Below are 24196 nucleotides of genomic sequence, written 5' to 3' on the forward strand. Positions count from 1 at the left end.
TAGTGTCCGACATACAGGAAGTCACCATCTCCCATCTTGCAACTCAGGGAGATGGTGCCGCACGGCTCCCTGACGGACATACCGTCTTTGTTGCAGGGACGCTCCCCGGTGAGCAGGTCCGCATCCGCATCCAGCCTAATGGGCGCGGCCAGCTGGTTGAGATTGTCACACCCTCCCCCCATAGAACGACCCCGCCTTGCCCGCTGTTTGAGCGCTGTGGCGGCTGCACCTTGCAGTATATGGACCAGCCCTCCCTTCTGGCGTGGAAGACCGGGCTGGTAAGCCATGCACTGGAAAAAGCCGGGTTTGACATCCCGCAGGACATAACCAGCTTTCAGGTGCCGCCTAACAGCCGCCGCAGGGCTGATCTGGCAGTACGCCGGACGGAGCAGGGTATTGTCATTGGCCTGCACGCCAAAGGCAGCCAGGACGTAACAGACATGACCAGTTGCGCAGTGCTGCACCCGGCCATTGTGTCCAGCCTGCCAGCATTACGCGCCACCCTGCGCACCCTGAATGCTGTGCACAAAACGGCTGACCTGCACATCAATCTGCTGGATTCGGGGCTGGATATTCTGCTCAGCACCGATTCTCCGCTCATTGCCACGGACCGGCAACGCCTGACGGCGCTGGCGGAAGAACTGGATATTCCACGCATAAGCTGGCAGCGCCTGAAGGCTGCAACCCCGTATGAAACTGCGGTGCAGCGTGCGCCTGTTTACCAGACTATTGCCGGGCACCAGCTTACACCCCCTCCCGGTGCTTTTTTGCAGGCAACTGCCCAGAGCGAAACAGCCATCCAGCAGGCTGTGCTAGACGCCTTACCCGCACGCCTTGGCAAGCGCGCCAGCCTGATTGAACTCTATGCCGGGTGCGGCACGCTGAGCCTGCCTTTGGGGGACCGGTGCCAGGTCCAAGCTTACGAAGGGTATGAACCCGCTCTGGCAGCCCTTAAAAGTGTTGGCAAATCCCGCGTTACCCCCGTCTGCCGTGATCTGAACCGCCAACCCATTATGGGCAAGGATTTAGGCAAGGCAGATGTGGTTGTGCTGGACCCGCCCCATGCGGGGGCAAAGCTGCAGATGCGCCAGATTGCTCTGGGCAAGCCAGACTACGTGATTTACGTGAGCTGCAACCCGGCCGCGTTAAGCAACGATGCAAGCCAGCTTGCACAGGCCGGTTACAGGCTGGAGACGGTTTCGGTCATTGACCAGTTCCTGTGGTCGCCCGAAACCGAAGCCGTGTGCCGCTTTAAACGTGAAAGCTCTCGCCGCAGCCGCAACGCCCTTTCTCATTAGGGTTGATGAACACAAACCCCTCCTCCAGATCGGTTTCACGGTAATCCATCTGTGTACCGATCAGGAAGAGGGTGGCCTTGCGGTCCACCAGCAGGGTCAGGCCGTGGTCTTTAACAACTTCGTCCCCTTCCCCGCTCTGCGTCACAAACTCCATGTCATAGGCTTTGCCTGAGCAGCCTTTGGTAGAAACGGAAATACGCAGCAACTCACCCGCATGCGCCGTGGCGTACAGGTGCCGCAGGCGTGTGGCGGCTGTATCCGTCAGCCGCATAAGAGGGGGAAGTTCCCTTTTGGTTGATGAAATGGTCGCTGTTTGGGACATAACACTCCATCCTTTCCGTTAGAACATATTCAGGGCCAGCCGGGCCTCATCGCTCATACGCGACATATCCCATGGCGGATCCCATACAACTTCCACTTCGGCTGATTTAACGCCGGGCACTTTTTCCACCGCATCCTTGACCTGAATGGGCAGTTCCTGTGCGCTGGGACAGTTCGGGGCAGTCAATGTCATTTCAATACGCACGCGCCCGTCGTCATATAGGTCAATGGCGTAGATCAGCCCCAGCTCGTAAATATTCACCGGGATTTCCGGGTCATGCACCGTGGCTATGGCTTCGATCACGGCATCTTCGGATGCCGGGCCTGTAACTTTACTCTCCCCCTCCTGAGGAGCGGCATCACCATCAGGGGTCCAGCCTTCCACCTTTGCGGTAGCGCCTGCGGCCTGATCATGCTCCGCGTGCAGAACAGTTTCCACCGGCATATCCTGCGGCGGAGCAGATGCTTGTGTTTGCGCCTGAACGCCTTCTTCAACCATCGACATGAGAAAAAGCCTCCTTCAGCGCAATCCAAGGCAGTTCTGCGCAGCGTATTCTTGCTTTATGGGACTGCAATGGAGCAAAAACCTCCAGCGCGCCCAAAGGGGCTGGCTGGGCCTCCACCACCGGGAGCGATGGTGAGCCTACCAGCATGGCCCTGAAACGGTCTGACACCGCAAGTGCCTGAGCAACGGTGTTCCCACGCACATGCTCGGCCATAAGGTCCGCAGCGGCGGCACAAATGGCGCACCCACGCGTGTTGTGCCTGATGTCCTGAATATGGTGCCCGTCAAGCGCAATATCCAGATGTGTTTTGTCCCCGCATAGCGGGTTACGGCCATCACCCTGCACGTCTGGCGCGCTCAGCCGACCGGCGTAAAGGGGAGCGCGGGCACGCTCCACAATCAGCCTGTCATACAGGGCATCACGCTCTGCGGTGGTGGTGTTCACACAAAAAAGTCCCGTATCCGCACCAGTGTATCCGCCAGCACGTCTATTTCTTCCTTCTGGGTGTAAATCCCAAAGCTGGCGCGGGCTGTGGCACTCAGGCCCAGACGGCGCATCAGCGGTTCGGCGCAATGGTGCCCGGCCCGTATGGCAATGCCGTTGCGGTCCAGCAGGGTGGCAATATCGTGCGGGTGCACATCAGCCATGGTGAAGGATACCACCCCACCCCGCACACGCGGATGCCCCACAATGCTCAGGCCCGGTACAGTCGCAAGCCGCGTGAGGGCATGGGCGGTCAGTTCCGCCTCGTGCGCGGCAATGGCGTCAAACCCGATCTTGCTCACCCAGTCTATGGCAGCGCCCAGACCAATGGTTTCCACAATTGCCGGGGTTCCTGCCTCAAACTTGTGGGGAATATTGGCCCATGTGGAACGTTCAAACGTGACGGTGGAGATCATATCCCCCCCACCAAGGAACGGCGGCATCTGCTCCAGCAGGTCACGCCGCGCCCACAGAACACCAATGCCGGTAGGCCCGTACAGCTTGTGGCCGGTAAAGGTGTAAAAATCCGCCCCCAGTTCCTGCACATCCGTTTTGTGGTGCACAACGGACTGGCTGCCATCAAACAACACCAGCGCACCGGCGGCATGGGCTATGTCCGCTATCTGCTTTGCTGGCGTTATGGTGCCCAGCACATTGGACATGTGCGTAATGGACACAAGGGCAACCTTGCCATCTGCCAGCAGGGCCGTGTACGCGTCCATGTCCAGATCACCGTCATCGGTGATCGGGGCAACGCGCAGGTCAATACCGGCCCGGTCACGGAGCATCTGCCAGGGTACAAGGTTGGCGTGATGCTCCATCTGGGAGATCAGAACCGCCTGACCGGGTTTAAGCAGCGCACCAAAGGAATGGGCCACCAGATTGATGGCTTCGGTGCTGTTGCGGGTAAACACGATTTCCTCGCGCGAGGGCGCATTGAGGAAGTCGGCCACCAGATCACGCACACCTTCATACGCCTCGGTCGTGCGTTCGCTCATCCAGTGCAGGCCACGGTGGATGTTGGCATACTGGTGCCGCATGGTGCTGGCCATGCTGTCGATCACCGCATTGGGCTTTTGGGCCGAAGCAGCACTATCGAGAAAAACCAGCGGTCGGTCATGCACCTTTTCCCCCAGAATGGGGAACTGCTGGCGAATGGCCTGCACGTCCAGCTGTGCGTGCGCGTGGGTTGTGGGGGTATGCGTGCTCATGCGCTTTCTCCCTTACCGGCAAACCGCGCTGCCATAACCGCACGGCAGAAGGTCTGTGCCGTTGCGTCTTCCACAAGGGCGATGGCCTCGTCCAGAAAAGCATCAATCAGCATCTGGCGGGCCTCCTGCTCGGGAATGCCACGGCTGCGCAGATAAAAAAGCTGGTCATCATCCAGTGCACCAACAGTCGCACCGTGGCTGCACCGCACATCATCAGCATAGATTTCGAGTTCAGGCTTGGCGTCTATTTCCGCTTGGGGGGAGAGCAGCAGAGCCTGATTCATCTGGTAGCCATCGGTCTTCTGGGCGATGCGCTCGACCAGCACCTTGCCCTGAAAAACACCGCGCGCATGGCCATCCAGCACATTACGCACCGTCTGGCGCGATGTGCAGTCCGATGCCGCGTGGGTAATAACGCTGGTAATATCCCCCACCTGCTGCCCGGCCAGACGCTGTGCGCCATTCACATGCACAACACCACGGGTTGCCGCCAGACGGGCATGTACCTCGTGCCGCACAAGCTGGCCACCAAGCCCCAGCACAAAGCTGTCATACACGCTCTGCTGGCCAACATGGGCATACAGGGTGCCAAGGCTGACAGCCTGCGCGCCTTCGGTCTGCAAGGTCAGGTGTTCCAGCGTTGCGCCGTCTTCGACCTGAATATCCGTAACCGGGTTATGGAAATACGCACCCTGCCCCGCCTGCACGCAGATCAGCCGCAGATGGGCTTCCTTTTCCACCACAACCGTGTGCCGTGGGTGGAAAGAAAGCGGGTCCGCCCCTGCAACGCCAAGGGAGATAAGCATGACATGCCCCGCATCCACCCCCGCGGGTACACGCAGTACCAGACCATCCTCCGCCAATGCGGTGTTCAGGGCTACCAGCGGGTCCCGGTCGGGGGCGGCCTGCTGGCCAAACTGGGGATCATCCGCAAAAAAGGACAGATCAACGTCATCAGGCAGCGCACTGAAGGCGGGCGCATGCCGGCCATTGACAAACACCACCCGAGGCAGGGCTGCCATGGCGGGGTGGGCCTGCAAGACCCCGTCCAGCAGGGAGCGGACCGTGCTGGCCTCCACCTGCATGGGGGGGGCGGCATAGTCCTGCTTGCCCAAAGCGCGCAGGGTTGTGTAGTGCCATGCCTCTACCTTACGGTCGGGCAGGCCTGTTCTGGCCAGAGCGCCGGCGGCAGATTGCCGCTCTGCCCCGGCAAGGGTGTTCAGCCTGTTTGCAAAGAGCGCTAACGGGCCAGACATATCTTTGCTGAGTGCGTTCACGCCACCTCCGCCAGAAACTTGGTGTAGCCTTCCTGATCAATCTGGCGGGCCAGTTCCGGCCCACCAGACAGGATGATCCGCCCACGGGCCATAACGTGAATGCGGTCTGGCACCAGATAATCCAGCAGCTTCTGATGATGGGTAATAACCAGCGCCGAGAAGGTGGGCGCGCGCAGGCGGTTCACCCCTTCTGCCACAATGCGCAGGGCGTCCACGTCCAGCCCGCTATCTGTTTCATCCAGAATGGCAAAGGTTGGCTGGAGCAGGGTCATCTGCAACACTTCGTTGCGTTTTTTCTCACCACCTGAAAAGCCGACATTCACATTACGCTTGAGCATGTCCGGCGCCATGGAAAGGGCTTTGGCCGCCTCACGCGCCATCTTCAGGAACGCCACGGCATCCAGTTCGTCCTGCCCGCGTGCGCGCCGCACGGCATTAACCGCAGTGCGCAGGAAGTTGGCATTGTTAACACCGGGCAGTTCGATAGGGGACTGGAACGCCAGAAACAGGCCCGCAGCAGCGCGCTCTTCCGGTTCCATGGCCAGCAGGTCCTGCCCGTGGAAGGTGGCGGTACCAGCTGTTACCTCGTACTCCTCCCGCCCGGCCAGAACATAGGAGAGCGTGGATTTGCCCGAGCCGTTTGGCCCCATGATCACATGCACTTCACCCGGCGGGATGCTCAGGTCCACACCACGCAAAATCTGCTTTTTCTGCCCATCCGCATCAATCTGCGCGCACAGGCCGGAAATTTCCAAAAACTGGCTCATACTCTGCTCTCCCTTAACCCACGCTGCCTTCAAGGCTGATCTGCAACAGTTTTTGCGCTTCCACGGCAAATTCCATGGGCAGTTCCTTCAGAACGTCACGGCAGAAACCGTTTACGATCAGGCCGACGGCGTCTTCCTCGGACAGGCCACGCTGGCGGCAGTAAAACAGTTGGTCTTCTGAAATCTTGGATGTTGTTGCTTCGTGCTCGATGCGCGCATTCATGTTGCGGCTTTCAATATACGGCACGGTATGCGCCCCGCACTGGTCACCAATCAGCAGGCTGTCGCACTGGGTAAAGTTGCGTGCGCCAGAGGCCTTGGGCTGCACCCGCACCAGACCACGATACGTGCTGTCCGAACGGCCGGCACTAATGGTCTTGGCAATAATGGTGGAGCGCGTGTTGCGGCCAAGGTGGATCATCTTGGTGCCGGTGTCGGCCTGCTGGTGATTATTGGTGACCGCCACGGAGTAGAACTCGCCAACCGAGCCTTCCCCCTGCAGAATGCAGGAAGGATACTTCCACGTAATGGCCGAGCCGGTTTCCACCTGCGTCCAGGATATTTTGGAGCGTGCCCCACGGCATGCGCCGCGCTTGGTTACAAAGTTATAAATCCCGCCACGCCCGTTTTCATCGCCGGGGTACCAGTTCTGCACCGTGGAATATTTGATGGAGGCATCATCCATGGCCACCAGTTCCACCACAGCGGCATGGAGCTGGTTTTCATCACGCATGGGGGCCGTGCAGCCCTCAAGGTAGGAAACGGAAGCCCCTTCCTCCACCACAATCAGTGTCCGCTCAAACTGCCCGGTGTTTTTGGCATTGATCCGGAAGTAGGTGGACAGCTCCATGGGGCAGCGTACCCCCTTGGGCACGTACACGAACGAACCATCCGTAAACACGGCGGAATTGAGGGCGGAAAAGAAGTTGTCCCCCGCAGGCACCACCGTACCCAGGTACTTACGCACCAGATCGGGGTGTTCCTTGACCGCCTCGGAGATCGGGCAGAAAATGACCCCCGCTTCCTCCAGCGTCTTGCGGAAGGTGGTGGCAACGGAAACACTGTCAAACACCGCATCCACGGCCACGGGCATGCGCTCGCCCTCGGGCACTTCCACCCCGGCCAGCAGAGCCTGCTCATGCAGGGGAATACCCAGCTTTTCGTATGTACGCAGCAGCTCGGGGTCCACCTCGTCCAAAGACTTGGGACCGGGCTTTTTACGCGGTGCCGCGTAATAATGCGCATCCTGATAATCAATGGGAGGAAAAGCGACCTTGGCCCATTTTGGCTCTTCCATGGCCTGCCATGTTTTATAGGCGGCCAGACGCCATTCCAGCATCCATTCCGGCTCTTCCTTACGGCTGGAAATCAGACGGATAATGTCCTCATTCAGCCCTTTGGGAGCCATGTCCATTTCTATGTCGGTTTCAAAACCCCATTTGTACGTGGACTGGCCCAGCTTCTCTACGGCTTCGCGCGTTTGTGTCACTGCTGGCATTGTTCAGGCCCCTTCCCGTACTGTGTGGGTCGCGTTGAGCTTGTTGATCTGGGAGAGAACCGTGGAGCATGCCTCCTTGGGGCGCATGCTTTCCAGCGAGATTCCCTCCAGTGTTGAGCGTATTGCCGTGTTGATAACGTCCCAGCTACCACACAAACCGCAGGACAGACCGGTATCGCACTCACGCCCGCCAACACAGGCGGTCAGGGCGATCTGGCCATCAACTGCGGCAATCACACTGGCAACAGACATATCCGCCAGGGACCGGGCCAGACGATAACCACCTTTTGCGCCACGCTGGGAGAGCACAAAACCATGGGCTGACAAAACCTTGAGCACCTTGGCAACCGTGGGTTCAGGCACACCCGTAATGGCGGCAAGGGCTGGGGATGTCACCACACCGTCCTGTTCCCCCAGTTTAACAAGTATGACGATCGCATAGTCCGCCAGACGGGAAAGTTTCAGCATAATCCGGCTTTCACCTAATTAAAGACCTGAATGGTCCTGTTTCGGATACATGGCGACAAGCGTTGCCAACGTCAACCCAAAACGTCCTGTTACAGGCAGCTCACTCCAGCCTTTCAACGCATATGTGATCTGCGGTTCCCCGCAGAACTGCCTTTATCCAAGCTTACGCCTATCCCTGCGGCACAAGCCTTTCCATATCCGCTCAAGTGCCATGCGGCTAACTTTTGCCTCGCCCTGAACCACCAGACACAAAACAGGACTTACTGCGCGTTAATCCCGAATGTCAGCCGGAGAATGGCAAACAGCAGCGCCCCCACCGCAAACCCGACCAGTGTGCCGTTAAAACGAATGAACTGGAGGTCCTTGCCCACACGCAGCTCCAGCTTTTCTGCAATTTCGACCGCGTTCCAGCCCGATACAACGCGGGCAATAAACTCGGCCATCTGGTCGCGCACAAACGGCAGGGCCTTGCCAATTGTGCTGTCCACACGCTCCACAATGCGCTGGCGCAATACCTCGTCATTCCGCAACTGCCCGGCCATACGCGCCAGTGCATCGCGCAGCAGGCAGGCAATGCGTCCCTGCGGGTCCTCCACATCGGCCTCCACCATGCGGCGGAAGCGTAGCCAGATGTCCCCCCACCAGCCCACAACACTTTCGTGCGACAGCACGGAGGTCACGGCCTGCGTAAACTCCCGCCCACGCTCTGGGTCTGTTTCTATCCGGTCGATCTGGAGTCTCACCCAGCTTGTAAAGCCTTCGCGCAGGCTGGAATTTTCCGGATCGATTCGGTCCAGTTCCTGTGCTGCGGCACTCAGCACCTTGGTGGCAATCGAACCCCCAATGGCCCAGCCCAGAATACGCCCCCCCTGCTCCCGCACGCGGTCTTCAATCATGTCGCGCAGAGCGCCTTCCTTGGCCTTCAGCCCGTCCTTGAGCTGACTGAGGAAGTAGGAGAGCACCTCCTGATGCCGGTCATCATCAACCAGGCTGCGCAACGCCTTGGCAATAACGGGGGACAGGTCGCTCCCACCCAGCAGGCCCGGCATAATCCGGCCTATGGCGTTGCTGGCCCTGCCATCTTCCAGCCGGTCCAGCAGTTGCGGCATGGAGCGCGCCATGGCCCCCACCACCGCATCCTGTGTTGCGGGGTCTTCCAGCAGATTGGCAATAAAGCCGGGCACATCCACCTTGGCCAGCACACGCTCGACCTCCTTGGCGGTAAATACCTGACTGGCCACAAACCGCCCAAGGGCGCGGGCAAGACGGTCTTTTTGCGCGGGCAGAATGGCGGTGTGCGGAATAGGCAGCCCCAGCGGGTGGCGGAACAGGGCCACAACGGCAAACCAGTCAGCTACCCCCCCGACCACACCGGCCCGCGCACCGGCACGGAACATTTCCAGAAAAAAACCATCCTTTACCCAGCCCGCAGCCGGGGCGGCATAGCCCAGAGCAGTCATTCCCCCCATGGCAACCAGCAGCCCTGTAGCTGCATTCTGGTATCGCCGGAGTGTCTGCCGGGCGGCAATGTCTGCTTCCGTGTCGGTATGCGCTGTCATGGAATTATGAATAGCACTCCCCCACCGCCACCCCAAGTGTGCGTGAGGCGGTTGCGCACAGAAAGCAGACATGAAAAGCTGACGAATAAATTGTTGCCCGAACGTTTTGTTTCTTTTCCGATTCAATCCGCAAGGATATAGAGCGCGCCATGACCACGGATTTTTCTACCCTTCCCCCTCGCATCGGGAGCGTGCTCGCCTCCATTGCCAACATGTCCTCTACCGGCACTCCGGCGGAAGGCACCAACCCCGTTATGGGCACGGCCCTGCGGCTCAGTGATGCACTGGAAAGTGGGACAATCACGTTTGAGGATGTCACCCAGCTGGTGCGCACCCTGCGCGATCAGGCTTTTCTAAACCGCGCGCGCCACCTGCACCGCTATGTGGGCGGTGCCACGCTTGATACCGCACAGGACAAGCTGCGCCATGTTGCCGAGCAGCTTTGTACCAGCCTGCCCACGCCCTCCTTTGCGGCGTATAGCCAGCTTGTTTCCTCCATCCGTTTTGCCGCTGTGTTTACGGCTCACCCGACCTTTGCCCTGAGCAACCCGGTGTACGAAGCACTGGCCCAGAGTGCCTCGCGCGATATTCCGCCCGAAACCGCACCGTTTTTTGCAACCCACCGCCGCAGCGTTCACCCAACGCTGGAGGAAGAGTTCACGCTGGCCGTGCAGGCCATTACCCGTGCGCGGGATGCCATAGACCAGCTTAACGCCGCCCTGCTCACCACCGCCAAAAACACCTGGCCGCAGGAGTGGACCACTCTTTCCCCCCGCCCGGTCATTGCCACAAGCTGGGTGGGCTACGATACGGATGGCCGCACGGACATAGGCTGGTGGGACACCCTGCGCCTGCGCCTGCGCATGAAGCTGTTCCAGCTCATGCGGCTCGAACGCCAGATTACCCACGAGGGCGTTCTGGCCCCTGAACTGACAGAGACACTCCAAAAAGCCATAGACTGCGTTAAAGCCCAGATTAGCGCAGTCCCTAACGGTGCAACGGATGGGCAGGCGGTAGCCCGTTTTGCCGAACTGCTGGTAAATGGCCGCACAACGGCACTGACCTGCGCATCCGACCTGAACGCGCTGTTGCAGACCGCTATTGAAAATGCTCCCCCTTCCGCCCAGCTCCCCCTTGCGGTGGCACGGGCCGGGTTTATGGCCCACGGCCTTGGGCTGGCACACACCCATGTCCGGCTGAACGCCAGCCAGATCCATAACTTTGTCCGCCAGAAGCTGAACCTGCTGGACGACCCGACCAACCCGGCCCAGCGCCGCGCCCTGCTCAACCGTGTGAACGATGCGCTGGAAAGCGTAACCCCCGTACCGGTGGACTTTGGCGCCCTGCTCAGCGACCCCTCATCGGCCGGGCGGCTGATGATGACAATCGCCCAGATTGTCAAATACGTGGATTCCGATACCCCCGTCCGCTTCCTGATTGCCGAGACCGAAACCGGTTACACCCTGCTGACGGCCCTTTGGATTGCAACCTATTTTGGAGTTGCCGACCGTATTGAAATTTCGCCGCTGTTTGAAACAGAAGATGCTCTGGTCAAAGGCGAACACATTGTGGAGGAAGCGCTCCGCTCCCCCACATGGCGCGATTACGTGCGCCGCGTCGGGCGGATATGCTTCCAGTTCGGCTATTCGGATTCCGGGCGTTATATTGGCCAGCTTGCGGCCTCCTACCAGATCGAACGGCTGCGGCTACACATCCATGACCTGCTGGTACGCTGGGACCTGAGCGATGTTGAAGTCGTATTCTTTGACACGCACGGCGAAAGCATAGGCCGTGGCGCGCACCCCTTCCGCATGGCAGACCGGCTGGACTACCTCTCCCCCGCCCATGTGCGGAAGCGCTTTGAAAGCTCGAACATCCACTGCCGCGAGGAAACCGCTTTTCAGGGTGGGGATGGCTACCTGCTGTTCGGCAGCCCGGAACTGGCCACCGCCACCATGGCAACCATTGCGGAAAACCTGTTCCTGAGCGACCAGCAGAAAAGTGACCCCATTTACGACCATCCGGACTTTTCGGCCGACTTCTTCTCCAGCGTGATCGACAACATGAAAGGGCTGGTCGCTGACCCCGGCTACGCAGCCCTGCTGGGGGCTTTTGGCCCATCCCTGATTGATCGCACCGGCTCCCGCCCACCCGCACGGCAAAGTGCGGAGGCAGCAACCCGTAGCCGGATCACGCACCCCAGCCAGTTGCGGGCCATCCCCAACAACGCCATTCTCCAGCAGCTTGGCTGGTGCGCCAATACCTTGCAGGGGTTGGGGGCAGCCGCCCAGCGCCACCCCGAAACATTTGAAACACTCAACACCTCCAGCCCCCGCTTCCACCGCGCGTTGGACTTTGCCCGCCATGCCCTTGCCTGCTCGGATGACAAGGTGCTCAAGAGCGTTGTGTGTATGCTGGACCCCGGCTTCTGGCTGGACCGCGCAACAGAGGAAACATCTCCCAAACGGCAGAAAGCTTTTCTGGCCCTTATGGGGGGGCTGGAAGGCCTGAACCTCTCTGCGGAACTGCATACCATGTTCCGCCGCATTCAGGCGGATCATCTGGCCCTGCGTGAAGCATGGCAGCATGCCCCGCGCACGGAGCCGCGCATTCGTCTGCTCCATGCCATACGGATCATGCTGATCGAGCGCATCTGGCTGCTGGCGTGCCGTATTCCCTTCTTCATGCCGCGTGGTGGTTTCAACCACGAGATGATGATGCAGCATATCCTGTGTCTGGATATTCCTACGGTTCTGAAGGAAATGAAGTTCATCTTCCCCACAGGCACCGGACCGTCCGATCTGGATTTCCACGAGCCACGTGGCCCGCGTGAAGAAGGCATTTACGTGCGCGAACACCGCGACATCTTTACCCCCATGGGCCAGATGTTCGATCTCCTGCGCGAGATCAGCGTAGCGCTCATGCATGATATTGGTGAGTTTGGCTAACAGCTCCTATCCGGGCGGCAAGCGCACCACCGTTTGCCGCCACAGCGCCTGACCAACACACAGACTACCAACTCCTCCGGGAGGAGCATGCCGGCACTCCGATGCTGCTACAATGGGAACTGGAGCCAGCGCTCCCTTCCCTTTTTCCTCTTCCAAAATACAGAACTCAACCCGGCGTATGGCTTTGTGCTGTCCCGATACGCACGCAACAAAAAAGCCGCCTCCCCGAAGGGAGGCGGCCTTGTTGTTTTTCCAACCCGAAGGATGAAAAATTTAGCGGGACTGCGCCATGATTTCGTCTGCCACGTTACGGGGCACCGGATCATAGTGATGGAACTGCATGGTGAAGGACGCACGGCCCTTGGTCATGGAGCGCAGGTGAGAAATGTAACCGAACATTTCCTTCAGCGGCACATGGGCACGAACCATAACCGTGGAACCCGAGGTTTCCTGGCTCTGGATCATACCACGGCGGCGGTTGAGATCGCCCACCACGTCACCAACATGATCGTTCGGAGTGGTTATTTCCACGTCCATGATCGGTTCCAGAATAACCGGACCGGCGTTCTTCATACCTTCACGGAAGCAGGCCTTTGCAGCGATTTCAAACGCCAGCGCAGACGAGTCAACGTCATGGTATTTGCCGTCAAGCAGGGTGAACTTGAAGTCAACCGTGGGGAATCCAGCCAGAACACCTGTGGAAGACTGCATGCGGATACCTTTTTCCACCGCAGGAATGTATTCCTTCGGCACGGTACCACCAACAACCTTGTTCTCGAACGAGATGCCTTCGTTCCGTTCAACCGGCTCGAAGGAAATCTTCACTTCTGCGAACTGACCCGAACCACCAGACTGCTTCTTGTGGGTATAGGTTTCCGTGTGCGGCTTGGAGATGGTTTCGCGGTATGCAACCTGCGGCGCACCCACGTTTGCATCCACACCATATTCACGACGCAGACGGTCGATGATGATGTCCAGATGCAACTCGCCCATGCCGGACAGAATGATCTGGCCCGTTTCCTGGTCGGTCTTGAGGTGCAGGGAGGGATCTTCACCAGCCAGCTTCTGCAGGGCCAGTGTCATCTTTTCCACTGCGTCCTTGGTTTTCGGCTCAACGGAGATGTCGATAACCGGAACCGGGAAGGACATGCGTTCCAGAACAACCGGATCGGAAGGATCGGCCAGCGTGTCACCCGTCTGGGAGTCTTTCAGACCCACGAACGCAGCAATATCACCAGCGTGCACTTCGCTCAGTTCCACGCGCTTGTCAGCGTGCATCTGATAGATACGGCCAATACGTTCCTTGTGGCCCTTGGTGGTGTTCAGAACGGTGTCACCGGTCTTGAGAACGCCACGGTAGACGCGCACGAAGGTCAGCGTGCCGTATTTGTCGTTGATGATCTTGAACGCCAGACCAGCAAACTTGCCATCGGGGTCAACCGGCAGGATGGGCTGTGCGCTTTCGTTTTCTTCTTCACCTTCCGGCGGAGCGCAACGAATGCCTTCAACGTCGTTAGGAGCGGGCAGGTAGTCAACAATCCCGTCGAGCAGGGGCTGCACGCCCTTGTTCTTGAAGGCCGTACCACACAGAACCGGACGGAATTCACCCGAAATGGCGCCTTTTTTGATGCAGCGCTTCAGGGTTTCAACGGAAACGTCGCCCTTTTCGAAGTATTCTTCCATGGCGGTTTCATCAACAGCCAGGGCCGTGTCCAGCAGGTTCTGGCGTGCTTCGGCAGCCTTTTCCTTCAGGTCGGCAGGAATTTCTTCGTCGTGGAACTTCGCACCCAGTTCACCACCTTCCCAGATGATGGCCTTCATTTCCACCAGATCGACAACGCCGAGGAACTGGTCTTCCGCACCGATGGGCAGCTGAAGGGGGATAGCAACGATGTCCAGCTTTTCCTTCAGCGTGTCGAATGCACGGTAGAAGTCTGCGCCGGTACGGTCGAGCTTGTTGATGAAGATGATGCGCGGAACGTTGTAACGGTCAGCCAGACGCCAGTTGGTTTCAGACTGCGGCTGAACACCGGCAACACCTTCGATGATGAACACGGCACCATCGAGCACGCGCAGCGAGCGGTTCACTTCGATGTTGAAGTCGATGTGTCCGGGGGTGTCGATGATGTTGATCCGGTGATCTTTCCAGTCACAGGTCACGGCGGCGGAGGTGATGGTAATACCACGCTCACGTTCCTGGGCCATGTAGTCTGTGGTGGTGTTACCTTCGTGCACTTCACCAATCTTGTGGGACACGCCGGTGTAGTACAGAATGCGTTCGGTCGTGGTTGTCTTACCCGCGTCAATGTGCGCGGTGATACCGATATTACGGATCTTGGACAGATCAGTTGTGGCGGACACGAAAACCTCCAGAAAACAGGTAAGGCGCGACAGGAACAAACCTTCGCGCCTGTGGCCGCCGAACGCCTTGAACGCCCCCTGAAAATTATTGCTTTCAGAAAGCTGGCTGCCGGACACCGGCCGATAGACAAAAGCGCCTGACAAGGAGTGGCAGGCGCCTGAACCGCAGAAACCGGGTTCTGTCACCTAATGTGGCAGACCCCGGTTCCTACGGAATAGACAAAGCCCTGAATCAGACGCCTGCGGCAGCCTGCTTCTTGGCCTGCACGCGCAGAACGCGACGCTTGATGACCTGTGCTTCCGTGGGGAGCTTGCGGTTAGGCGTGCTCAGCAGGAAGGAATCCAGACCACCATTGTGTTCAATGGTCCGCAGGCCACGTGCGCTAACGCGCATGCGAACGGCGGAGCCCAGGATTTCGGACGTCAGGGAAGCTTCCTGCAGGTTGGGCAGAAAGCGACGACGGGATTTGTTGTTGGCATGACTGACGTTGTTTCCGGTCAGCACGCCTTTGCCGGTGATCTGGCAACGACGGGACATTGTCTCATCCTTGTCTTAAACAAAAAAGGAACTAGAGGGCCGAGACAAACGCCCGGCGACCACATTCAGGATTGGCGCGGCTTATGACATTAGCCGTCGCCCTCAGTCAAGGGTTGAAGCTCAGGCTTTCTCGCTTTCCTCACCACCATCGGCCAGAACGGAGGCGTGAACATCACCCAAACGCACGCTTTGCGCGGCAGAGTCGAGAATACGCAGGATGGTTTCCTTGTCCATACTGCGGGCCATCACACCCAGCGATCCGCCAAGCAATGCCGAGGCCACAGCCAGTGGCGGGAACTTCTCATTCCGCAAATGGTCAATGGCGTGTTCGATCACCATTGCGCAGCGAGCAAGGTCTTCGGGCACTTCGGGGCGCTGCCCGGCATGTGCTGCATTTTCCGCCCCAGTCGTGGCGTGTGCGTGGTTATCCGCCATGTTTTTACTCCTTACGTTCTGTGCAGCATCTGCCGGATTCGGCGGGATGGCAACAATCAGCAGGTCAGCCCTCCCCCGTGGCCTGTGCAGCCCACATGGCTGCGTACTGGCCCTGTGCCGCCAGCAACTGCGCATGCGTGCCACGCTCCACAACCAGGCCCTGCCCCATGACCAGAATTTCGTCCGCATCCACAACAGTGGAGAGCCGGTGAGCGATCACAAGGGTTGTCCGGTGGGCGGAAACGGTTTTAAGCGCTGCCTGAATTTCTTTTTCCGTATGTGTGTCCAACGCGCTGGTGGCCTCGTCAAGCACAAGAACGCGTGGGTCTTTCAAAATCGTGCGGGCTATGGCCACGCGCTGTTTTTCCCCACCGGAGAGCTTGAGGCCACGCTCGCCCACCTGTGTTTCGTACCCTTCGGGCAGGGTCATGATAAAATCATGGATCTGGGCCAGTCGGGCGGCTTCCTCCACCTGTTCGGGCGTAGCCCCCAGACGCCCGTAGGCGATGTTGTAGCCTATGCTGTCATTGAACAGCACGGTATCCTGCGGGACAACGCCTATGGCCGCACGCAGGTCCGCCTGACGGTATGAGCGCACGTCATGCCCATCCACCAGAACCGCCCCGGACCATGTATCGTAAAAACGGAACAGCAGGCGGCTTATGGTGGATTTACCTGCCCCCGTGCTCCCCACAATGGCCACCTTGTGCCCCGGCTGCACATCAAAACTGACGCCGTGCAGGATCTCCCGCTCGGGGCGGTAGCCAAAGTGCACATCACGGAACGCCACCTGCGCCGGGGCAGAGTCCGCCAGCTGCGTGGCAATGGGGAGCGGACTGGCCGGGTCTGCCACTTCCACAACCTCTTCCGTCAGGCTGAGCATATGTTCCAGATCGACCAGAGCGGTGCGGATACCCGAATACACGGAACCCAGAAAATTGAGCGGGCCATAAAGCTGGAGCAGGTAGGTGTTGACCATAACAAACTCACCCACCGTAATACGCCCCACCTCCACATCATGCCCGCCCAGCAGCATGATTGCGGCAAGGGATATGGCAATAATGGCAGCCTGACCGAAGTTGAGCACCCCTAGCGAGTACTGGGTTTTCATGGCCGCTTTTTCGTAGCGGGCCTGCGCGTTGTCGTACCGCCGGGCCTCATGCTCCTCGTTGCCAAAATATTTTACAGTTTCGTAATTGAGCAGGCTGTCCAGCGCCCGACCAGACGCCTCGGTGTTGGTGTCGTTCATACGGCGGCGGATACCCAGCCGCCACGAGGTAAAGCGGACCGTAAACACAATATAGGCCGTGATCATGAGCGCGATCATGAGCACATAGGTCCAGTTGAACAGCCGCCAGATCACCCCCATCACCAGCAAGGCCTGCAAAATGGTGGGCGAGAGGGACATGAGCATGCGCAAAAGCGTTTCTACCGCCTCCGTGCCACGCTCTATGGCGCGCGTAACACCCCCTGTGCGCCTGTCCAGATGGAAGCGCAGGGAAAGCTTATGCATATGCGCAAAGCTGCGATAGGCCGCCTGCCGTGCCACACGGAAGCGCACGGGGGCGAACAGGGAATCCCGCAGGTTGGTCAACGCGCCGGACACAAGGCGCACCAGCCCGTAGCACAGGATAAGCAGTGCCGGTGCCATGGCCAGACTGTTGGGGTGCACAAACCTGTCCACCACCTTGCTATACACAATGGGCACAGACAGCGTAGCCAGCTCTCCGGCCACAAGAACAACCAGCACCAGCGCCATACGCCAGCGTAGGGCCTTGTTCTCCTGTGGCCACAGATAGGGCAACAAACGGGCAAAAGTATAGGAAACCGGCCTATTGAGTGGGCCAGACACTGCTCTACGGGGGGACATGCCCCCGGATGTGGCACGTCAGGCAGTTTTTGCAACCCCCTGCCACCTTGCCATGCCCGTTTTATGCCCCGATAACAGCATTCGTGTCTGGCACAGCAAGAACAGGACCTTTGCCCTTATGCCTTCCCATGCCAACCCGTTCCTCCGCCATCTGACGGACTGCAACACGGCTACTCTTCCGGGTGGGCGCGCCCCCCTTGCCCTTGGCGGCACGCCTTCTGGCTGGCTGGCGCCCGAATTGTTCGCCCGTATGGAGCAGGCTGGCTTTGGCACGCCAGACAAGGGCTTTAACATTCCCCACCCCAAAGGGCTTGAAGCACTGGGGGAAGAGCTTGCCAGAGAGGGATTTTACAAATCCCACCACGAACTGTTTGATGTTTATCCCGACATGGACCAGCCCGTTGTAGGCCGCATAGACCGCGGAGCGCTGCCCCTGTTCGGGTTTGTGGCAACGGGTGTGCATATGAATGGCCTTGTCCGCAAGGCAGATGGGTTGCACCTGTGGACCGGGCGGCGGGCAGCCAACAAACGGCTGGACCCTTCCAAACTGGACCATCTGGTGGCAGGCGGCATGCCCGCAGGCCACACCCCGCGTGAGGCACTGGTCAAGGAAGCCGCAGAAGAAGCCAGCATACCCGGCCCACTGGCGGAGCAGGCCGTGCAGGCCGGGCGGCTGGTCTATGCCCTGAACCGCCCAGAAGGGCTGCGGCGCGATATTTTATACTGCTATGACCTGTACCTACCCGAAAGCTTTGAGCCAACCGCCGCCGATGGCGAGGTAGAAAGCTTTGCCCTGATCCCGCTGAGCGAGGCTTACCGCATTGTGCGGGATACGTATGAGTTCAAGTTCAACGTCAATCTGGTGCTGATCGACCTGTTCCTGCGCACCGGGCTGATTGACCCTACCAGCCCGCAGGGCATGGAACTACGTACCGGGCTGGACAAAGGGCTATCACCCGCCAGCCCGGGCCGGAGCGTAACTTCAGGCTGAGTAACGGGCGTTAGCACAGGCGGATGCCTCGGCCTCCGCCTCCTTTAACCCGGCCAGCAGACGTTCACGGATTTCCTCCAGCCGCTTCTTGTCCGTAATCTTCAGGCCGAACAGGTCCTTAACGTAAAACACGTCCACCGCCCGCACGCCGTAGGTGGTAATATGGGCAGAGGCGATCTGGAGGTTCTCCCGGCTCATGGCTGCGGTAACGTCATGCAGCAGGCCGGGGCGGTCGCGACCGTTAACCTCGATAACCGTGTACGTGTTGGACACGCCGTTATCCACCACCACCCGTGGGGGCACATGGATGGCCCGCATGCGCAGCGGCATATGGCCAAAGCCTGCCCGTGCAATTTCGGCCCCAATATCAAGCTGCCCGCTCAACCCCTGCTCGATCAGGGATGTCAGGCGCGCCAGACGGTGTGTTTCTTCATACGCCTGGCCTGATGTGTCCTGAATCCAGAACGTATCGAGCGCCATGCCGTGGGTCATGGTATGGATGCGCGCATCCACAATGGAGGCCCCGGCCAACGCCAGCGCCCCTGCAATCTTGGAAAACAGGCCCGGTACGTCCACCGTATAGACGGTAACCTCGGTCACACCCCGCGCTGGCAGGGGCAGAACCTCCACCGTAAGGGGGGCGCTACGCGCATCGGCATCACGGATCAGGCGGGCATGGCGGCTGTGGGTCTCGTAATCGAACGACAGCCAGTACCCTGCATAACCCAGCCCCAGAAAGTGCTCGATGTCACGCTGGGGCACACCCTCTTCGCCCAGAATTTCGGCTGTTACATCCTTGGCGTGGCGCACACGTACGTCGCGCTCGGTGGTGGAGAGGCCACCGGCCAGAACTTCCGCCACACGCAGGTACAGCTCCCGCAGCAAGGTTGCCTTCCACGCGTTCCACACGCGCGAGCTTACAGCGCGCATGTCCACAATGGTCAGCAACAGCAGCAGACGCAACCGCTCGGGGGACTGCACAATATCTGCAACGTCCAGAATGGTTTTGGGGTCGTCAATATCACGCTGGAAGGCGGTATGGCTGAGCAGGAGGTGGTGCAGAACCAGCCATGAGACTGTTTCCGTCTCTTCCCCCGACATGCCAAGACGGGGGCAGAGTTCGGCGGCAATTTCAGCCCCGATTTCCGAATGATCCCCGCCACGCCCCTTGGCCACGTCATGCAGGAGCACGGCCATATACAGCGCGCGGCGCGAATGCAGGCCCTTGATCAGCTCATATGCAATGGGAATTTCGTCCGCCATGCGCCCGGCGGCCACTTCGTCCAGAATACGAATAGCTTCTACCGTATGCTCATCCACCGTGAACACATGGTAGGTGTCAAACTGCATCTGCCCGACAATACGCGCCCAGTCGGGAATAAGGCGGCCAAAAATCCCGGTCTCGTTCAGGATATGGAGCCAGTAGGAATGGCCCGATGGTGGATGGCTGCCATACGCGGCGGAATAAACCGGTGAGTTCTCCTCCGTAGGAGCTGGCGGAGGCAGGGCCGCCCCACGCCTGCGCGGGCGCTGCTCCTCCTCTGCCGTGTCTCCACACAACAGGTCGAGGAAGATGCGCGCGGCCTCCGGGTTGTCGCGCAGGGTAATGGCCCGGCGCTCCCACCGGATAAGCTGGTGCCGCGCCAGCGGGTGCAGTGGACGGCGGCGCAGGCGCGCCCAGTCCAGAATCTGCATCATTTTAATGGGGTCCTGATCAAAGGACACGCCCCGGTCGGGCAGGATCTGCCCGTCAAGCAGGGTAAAGCCTGCCTCACGCATGGCTTCGTCCGGTTTGGCGGCATTGGCCACCGGGCCCTGCGCCTGCCGCAGTACGGCGGGTTCGAGCACATGGGTCAGACGCATGACTTCCCGCGCGGTCAGGAAGTAGTGGCGCATAAACCGCTCCACCCCGTTCTGGCGGCCGTGGCGGGTGTAGCCCATACGCGCGCCAATAACAGGCTGCATGTCAAAGGTCAGGCGTTCTTCCGCCCGCCCGGCCACGTAATGCAGGTGCAGGCGCACGGTCCACAGGAAATCCCACGACCGGCGGGCACGGGCGGCTTCCTGCTCGGTCAGCAGGCCCATCCATATAAATTCCGGGGCCAGCAGGTCACGCACATGGCGGGTGCCAAAGGTGTTGCGGCACATCCAGTACAGGGTCTGCAGGTCCCGCAGCCCGCCCCGGCCTTCCTTTATGTTGGGTTCGACCAGATAGGGGCTATCCCCAAACTTGCGGTGCCGTTCCAGCCGCTCGCGCCGTTTGTCATGAATAAATCCCGCAGCCCCCGCCTCCACGCAGGAGAGGATGTAGCGGGCCTCGAACATGGCAAACAGGGCTGTATCCCCATCCAGCAGGCGTGCGTCCAGCAGGGCGGTACGGACCGTGGTATCCTTGGATGCCTCGGCAATACATTCATCTATCGTGCGGGTGGCGTGGCCAACCTTGACCCCCAGATCCCACAGAAAATACAGCACATATTCCACCACCGGGTGAGCACGCTCACCCGCGCCCTGCGCGATCAGGAACAGCAGGTCAATATCACTGAACGGTGCCAGCAGCCCGCGCCCGTACCCGCCTGTTGCCGCCACGGCAAACCCCGACCGCCCCCCCATGGCTGGTGGTTCGTCTACTGTGGTCGCCCGCACGGCCAAGTCCACAATGGCGCGCAGCATAACGTCGGCAAAGGTCGCAAGGGTTTTGGCGGCTGCCGCCCCCTTGAGCTCATACTGCTCAAACCGTTTGCGAACATCCGCCTGATAACGCCCCAGATGCCGCCGGAAAATAGCCACGGCCTCATCCCTTGGGGGGATGGCGGCATCATCTGGTGTGGCGTCCCTCAACTCCCGCGTCAGGCATGCGGCAAGGGCTTCTGGCGTCAGGGTCGCCAGAACGGACATGTCGGTTTGCTGCCCGGCGGCAGCCTGTGCGGAAGAGGTGGGCATAGGGTTACGGGTTCAGCTCCTGGGAACGGTCGGGGGTTGGAGGGGATCAGCCGGCAGCAGATGTGTCTGTATCCTGCCCGGCCAGCCTGCGCAGGTCGTACAGCATATCCAGCGCGGCCCTTGGGGTCAGACTGTCCGGGTCAATCTCCATCAATCGTTTCTTTAACGTATTTTCGCATGGTGGGGGTAATGTCTTCTGTGTGTCAAAAAGCGGTAATGGTTCGGGTATGGTATTTTCAGCACGCTCAAGTTCACGCAGCAGGCGGCCGGCCCGCTCCACCACGCTTACGGGCACGCCAGCCAGCCGCGCCACATGCACACCCCAGCTTTTTTTTGCTGATCCTGCAAGCACTTCGTGCAAAAAAACGATCTGCCCGCGCCACTCCCGCACTGCCATTGTATGCAGGCACAAACGGGGCAACGTATCGACCAGCCGCGAGAGTTCGTGGAAGTGGGTTGCAAAAATTGCACGACAGCGCACCGTTGAATGCAGGGCCTCCAGCACCGACCATGCAATGGCCAGCCCATCCAGCGTTGCGGTCCCCCGCCCGATCTCATCCACCACCACAAGCGAGCGCGGCCCCGCCTGATTGAGAATGGCGGCGGTTTCGGTCATTTCCACCATAAAAGTGGAGCGCCCGCGCGCCAGATCATCCGATGCGCCAACGCGCGAGAACAGCTGGTCCACTACCCCGATGCGTGCGGAATCCGCCGCTACGGGAAAGCCCCCCTGTGCCAGAATGACCGCCAGCGCCGTCTGCCGCAAAAAGGTGGATTTACCGGCCATGTTCGGCCCTGTCAGCAGCATAACGCGACGTTCTGGGGCCAGTACGCAGCCATTGGGGGTAAAGCGCGCGCCCCGCGGCAGGGCCGCCTCCACCACAGGGTGGCGGCAGCCTTGCAGGTCAAACGCGGTATCCTCACGCACGTCGGGCCGGCACCATGTTCCACCCGTGGCCAGTGCCGCACAGGACTGCAACACATCCAGCACCGCCAGTGCCTGAGCCAGTTCGGGCAGTTCCCGCTCGGCCAGCACCTTGGCCGTTAGCTCCGCAAACACCTGCTTTTCGCGCTGGGCGGCTTTTTCTGCTGCCTCGGTAATGCGCACGTTCAGGCTGGCCAGCTCCTCCGTGGCAAAGCGGGCCGTACTGGCCGTGCCCTGCCGCAGAATAAGGTCGGGATTATCCTTGAGCCGCGCACTGGCCCCCACAGGCACTTCCATAACGTAGCCAAGCTGGGCGTGATGGCGGATTTTAAGGTTGGAAACCCCAAACCGGGTTGCGTACTCCGCCTGCAAGGCGGCAATCAGGCGGCGCGAGTTATCGCGCAGGGCACGGTGTTCATCCAGCTCCCCATCATAGCCTGCGGCAATCACGCCACCATCATCAAGCCGGGCGGGCAGTTCCTCCGCCAGTGCCGTGTGCAACTCGGCCTCCAGCGCACGGGCCGCACCCAGCCAGCCCATGGCATGCGCCAGAACCGTGGGGAGCTGGACGGCATCCCCTCCGTCTGGCCCTGCCAGAATACGGGCAGCTTCACGCGCGGCGTGCAGCCCATCGCGTATGCCGGCCATATCACGCGGGAGCCCCCGCCCGAGCGAGAGCCTGCCCAGCGCACGGGCAATATCGGGCGCTTTTTTCAGCGCATCGCGCAGTGCTGCACAACGGGCGGCGTGGTCCTTGAGCCACCACCAGCCCTCCTGCCGGGCGGCAATAGCTGCTACCTCCGTCAGCGGGGAGGCCAGCCATTCCGCCAGCATGCGCGCCCCGGCAGCGCTGACCGTGCGGTTAATGGCTGTAAACAGGGTGTGTTCCACCCCGCCATCGCGCGCGCGCAAAATATCCAGACTGGCGCGGGTAGCCGGGTCTATGCCCAGCACGCCATTCTGGCTTTGTGCAATGGGGTGAGCCAGCCGTGGCAGTTTGCCAGCCTGCGAGCGGCGCACATAGTCCACCGCCATGGCTGCAGCCACGCTCTCCTCGTCCGAAAAAGTGCCAAAGGCTTCAATGCTCGCCACATCAAAGGCTGCAGCCAGGCGCTGGCGGGCACTGCCGGGGGCGGGCAATGTGGCCTCGGGCGCGCGCCGGGCTTCATAATCGCCCAGTTCCACGGCGGCACTGGCCAGAATTTCCGCCGGGTCCAAACGCCCCAGCAGGGCAGGCAAGGCCGTGGCGGGCAGGCTTGCTGTCTCAAACAGGCCGGTGGATACGTCAATCCACGCAGCACCAAGCGGGCCTGCACCTTCGGCCGGGGCATCCTTGCGGCGTTTGCCTTTATCTGCCCCAGCGGGGCAGACCAGTGCGAGCAGCAGGTTGGAGCGGCCCGGCTCCAGCAGTTCATCCTCCGTGAGCGTTCCGGGCGTTACCACCCGCACAATGCCACGTGCCAGCGGCCCCTTGCTGGCGGGGCGCCCCTTGCGCGGCACCTCCGTCTGTTCGGCCACCGCAACCCGGAACCCCCGGCGGATTAAGCGAGACAGATAGGCCGGGGCCGCAGCCACGGGCACGCCACACATGGCTATGGGTTCGCCCCCATGGTTGCCACGGGCGGTCAGGGCAATATCCAGCGCGGCGGCGGCTGCCGTGGCGTCATCAAAAAACAGTTCGTAAAAATCGCCCATGCGGAAGAACAGAAGGGCTTCGGGATTTTCCGCCTTGAGCGTAAACCACTGCGCCATGGCTGGCGTAGCGCCATCGGGAGAGATACGTGTCATGCCTGCATC

18 protein-coding genes are annotated in these 24196 nt (G+C 60.2%); 3 read left to right on the forward strand and 15 right to left on the reverse strand.

Annotation, left to right across the window (positions count from 1 at the left end):
* The first annotated feature begins 2 nt into the window (after window positions 1–2).
* The gene (rlmD, locus tag HK20_RS02040; protein ID WP_086645438.1) at window positions 3–1298 is read left to right on the forward strand and encodes a 23S rRNA (uracil(1939)-C(5))-methyltransferase RlmD; all 1296 of its coding nucleotides are present in this window, start codon (window positions 3–5) and stop codon (window positions 1296–1298) included.
* On the opposite strand, the gene HK20_RS02045 is transcribed toward rlmD, so the two are convergent.
* The 9 genes from HK20_RS02045 to HK20_RS02085 all read right to left on the reverse strand — a co-directional run bounded on the left by HK20_RS02045 (window position 1252) and on the right by HK20_RS02085 (window position 9460).
* Entirely contained in the window at window positions 1252–1620 is a 369-nt protein-coding gene (locus HK20_RS02045) for an iron-sulfur cluster assembly accessory protein (RefSeq protein WP_086645439.1), read from the reverse strand. The genes rlmD and HK20_RS02045 overlap by 47 nt on opposite strands.
* An 18-nt stretch (window positions 1621–1638) precedes the next feature.
* Window positions 1639–2064, reverse strand: coding sequence for an SUF system Fe-S cluster assembly protein (locus HK20_RS02050; RefSeq protein WP_086645665.1), 426 nt, complete (start codon window positions 2062–2064; stop codon window positions 1639–1641).
* A gap of 46 nt (window positions 2065–2110) precedes the next feature.
* On the reverse strand, window positions 2111–2569 hold the full coding sequence (sufU, locus tag HK20_RS02055) for a Fe-S cluster assembly sulfur transfer protein SufU (protein WP_086645440.1): 459 nt from the start codon (window positions 2567–2569) through the stop codon (window positions 2111–2113).
* A complete protein-coding gene (locus HK20_RS02060; protein ID WP_086645441.1) occupies window positions 2566–3819 on the reverse strand; it encodes an aminotransferase class V-fold PLP-dependent enzyme in 1254 nt (417 codons plus the stop codon). Before HK20_RS02060 ends, sufU begins: the two co-directional genes overlap by 4 nt.
* A complete protein-coding gene (gene sufD / locus HK20_RS02065) occupies window positions 3816–5096 on the reverse strand; it encodes a Fe-S cluster assembly protein SufD (protein WP_086645442.1) in 1281 nt (426 codons plus the stop codon). Before sufD ends, HK20_RS02060 begins: the two co-directional genes overlap by 4 nt.
* On the reverse strand, window positions 5093–5863 hold the full coding sequence (gene sufC / locus HK20_RS02070; RefSeq protein ID WP_086645443.1) for a Fe-S cluster assembly ATPase SufC: 771 nt from the start codon (window positions 5861–5863) through the stop codon (window positions 5093–5095). The genes sufD and sufC overlap by 4 nt, the downstream gene beginning before the upstream one ends.
* A 13-nt stretch (window positions 5864–5876) precedes the next feature.
* Entirely contained in the window at window positions 5877–7361 is a 1485-nt protein-coding gene (gene sufB, locus HK20_RS02075) for a Fe-S cluster assembly protein SufB (RefSeq protein WP_086645444.1), read from the reverse strand.
* Between the two features lie 3 nt (window positions 7362–7364).
* Complete coding sequence (locus HK20_RS02080) at window positions 7365–7829, reverse strand: SUF system Fe-S cluster assembly regulator (protein WP_086645445.1); 465 nt, start codon at window positions 7827–7829, stop codon at window positions 7365–7367.
* Between the two features lie 260 nt (window positions 7830–8089).
* Window positions 8090–9460 (reverse strand): DUF445 domain-containing protein, encoded by a 1371-nt coding sequence (locus HK20_RS02085; RefSeq protein WP_233129038.1) that lies wholly within the window; start codon window positions 9458–9460, stop codon window positions 8090–8092.
* A 77-nt stretch (window positions 9461–9537) separates the two neighbouring features.
* Here HK20_RS02085 and HK20_RS02090 point away from each other — a divergent pair, with 77 nt between their 5' ends.
* The gene (locus HK20_RS02090) at window positions 9538–12336 is read left to right on the forward strand and encodes a phosphoenolpyruvate carboxylase (RefSeq protein WP_086645447.1); all 2799 of its coding nucleotides are present in this window, start codon (window positions 9538–9540) and stop codon (window positions 12334–12336) included.
* 273 nt (window positions 12337–12609) lie between these two features.
* Here HK20_RS02090 and fusA read toward each other — a convergent pair whose 3' ends face one another.
* The 4 genes from fusA to HK20_RS02110 form a co-directional block, all read right to left on the reverse strand.
* Window positions 12610–14697 carry an elongation factor G gene (gene fusA, locus HK20_RS02095; protein WP_086645666.1) on the reverse strand — a complete coding sequence of 696 codons (2088 nt, stop codon included), beginning with the start codon at window positions 14695–14697 and terminating at the stop codon, window positions 12610–12612.
* Window positions 14698–14929: 232 nt separating this feature from the next.
* Window positions 14930–15235 carry a 50S ribosomal protein L28 gene (gene rpmB, locus HK20_RS02100; protein WP_086645448.1) on the reverse strand — a complete coding sequence of 102 codons (306 nt, stop codon included), beginning with the start codon at window positions 15233–15235 and terminating at the stop codon, window positions 14930–14932.
* Between the two features lie 120 nt (window positions 15236–15355).
* Window positions 15356–15670, reverse strand: coding sequence for a hypothetical protein (locus HK20_RS02105; RefSeq protein WP_165925432.1), 315 nt, complete (start codon window positions 15668–15670; stop codon window positions 15356–15358).
* Between the two features lie 64 nt (window positions 15671–15734).
* Window positions 15735–17477, reverse strand: coding sequence for an ABC transporter ATP-binding protein/permease (locus tag HK20_RS02110; RefSeq protein ID WP_198943870.1), 1743 nt, complete (start codon window positions 17475–17477; stop codon window positions 15735–15737).
* 181 nt (window positions 17478–17658) lie between these two features.
* Between HK20_RS02110 and HK20_RS02115 the strand changes: the two genes are divergently transcribed.
* Entirely contained in the window at window positions 17659–18531 is an 873-nt protein-coding gene (locus HK20_RS02115; RefSeq protein ID WP_086645668.1) for an NUDIX domain-containing protein, read from the forward strand.
* Here the strand turns inward: HK20_RS02115 and HK20_RS02120 are convergent.
* Together HK20_RS02120 and mutS are read right to left on the reverse strand one after the other, a co-directional pair.
* Complete coding sequence (locus tag HK20_RS02120) at window positions 18523–21474, reverse strand: [protein-PII] uridylyltransferase (protein WP_086645450.1); 2952 nt, start codon at window positions 21472–21474, stop codon at window positions 18523–18525. The genes HK20_RS02115 and HK20_RS02120 overlap by 9 nt on opposite strands.
* A gap of 46 nt (window positions 21475–21520) precedes the next feature.
* Window positions 21521–24187, reverse strand: a complete 2667-nt coding sequence (gene mutS, locus HK20_RS02125; protein ID WP_086645451.1) for a DNA mismatch repair protein MutS — start codon at window positions 24185–24187, stop codon at window positions 21521–21523.
* Window positions 24188–24196 lie beyond the last annotated feature (9 nt).

This window comes from Acetobacter sp. DsW_54 (genome assembly GCF_002153575.1).
GTDB classification, from domain to species: domain Bacteria; phylum Pseudomonadota; class Alphaproteobacteria; order Acetobacterales; family Acetobacteraceae; genus Acetobacter; species Acetobacter fabarum.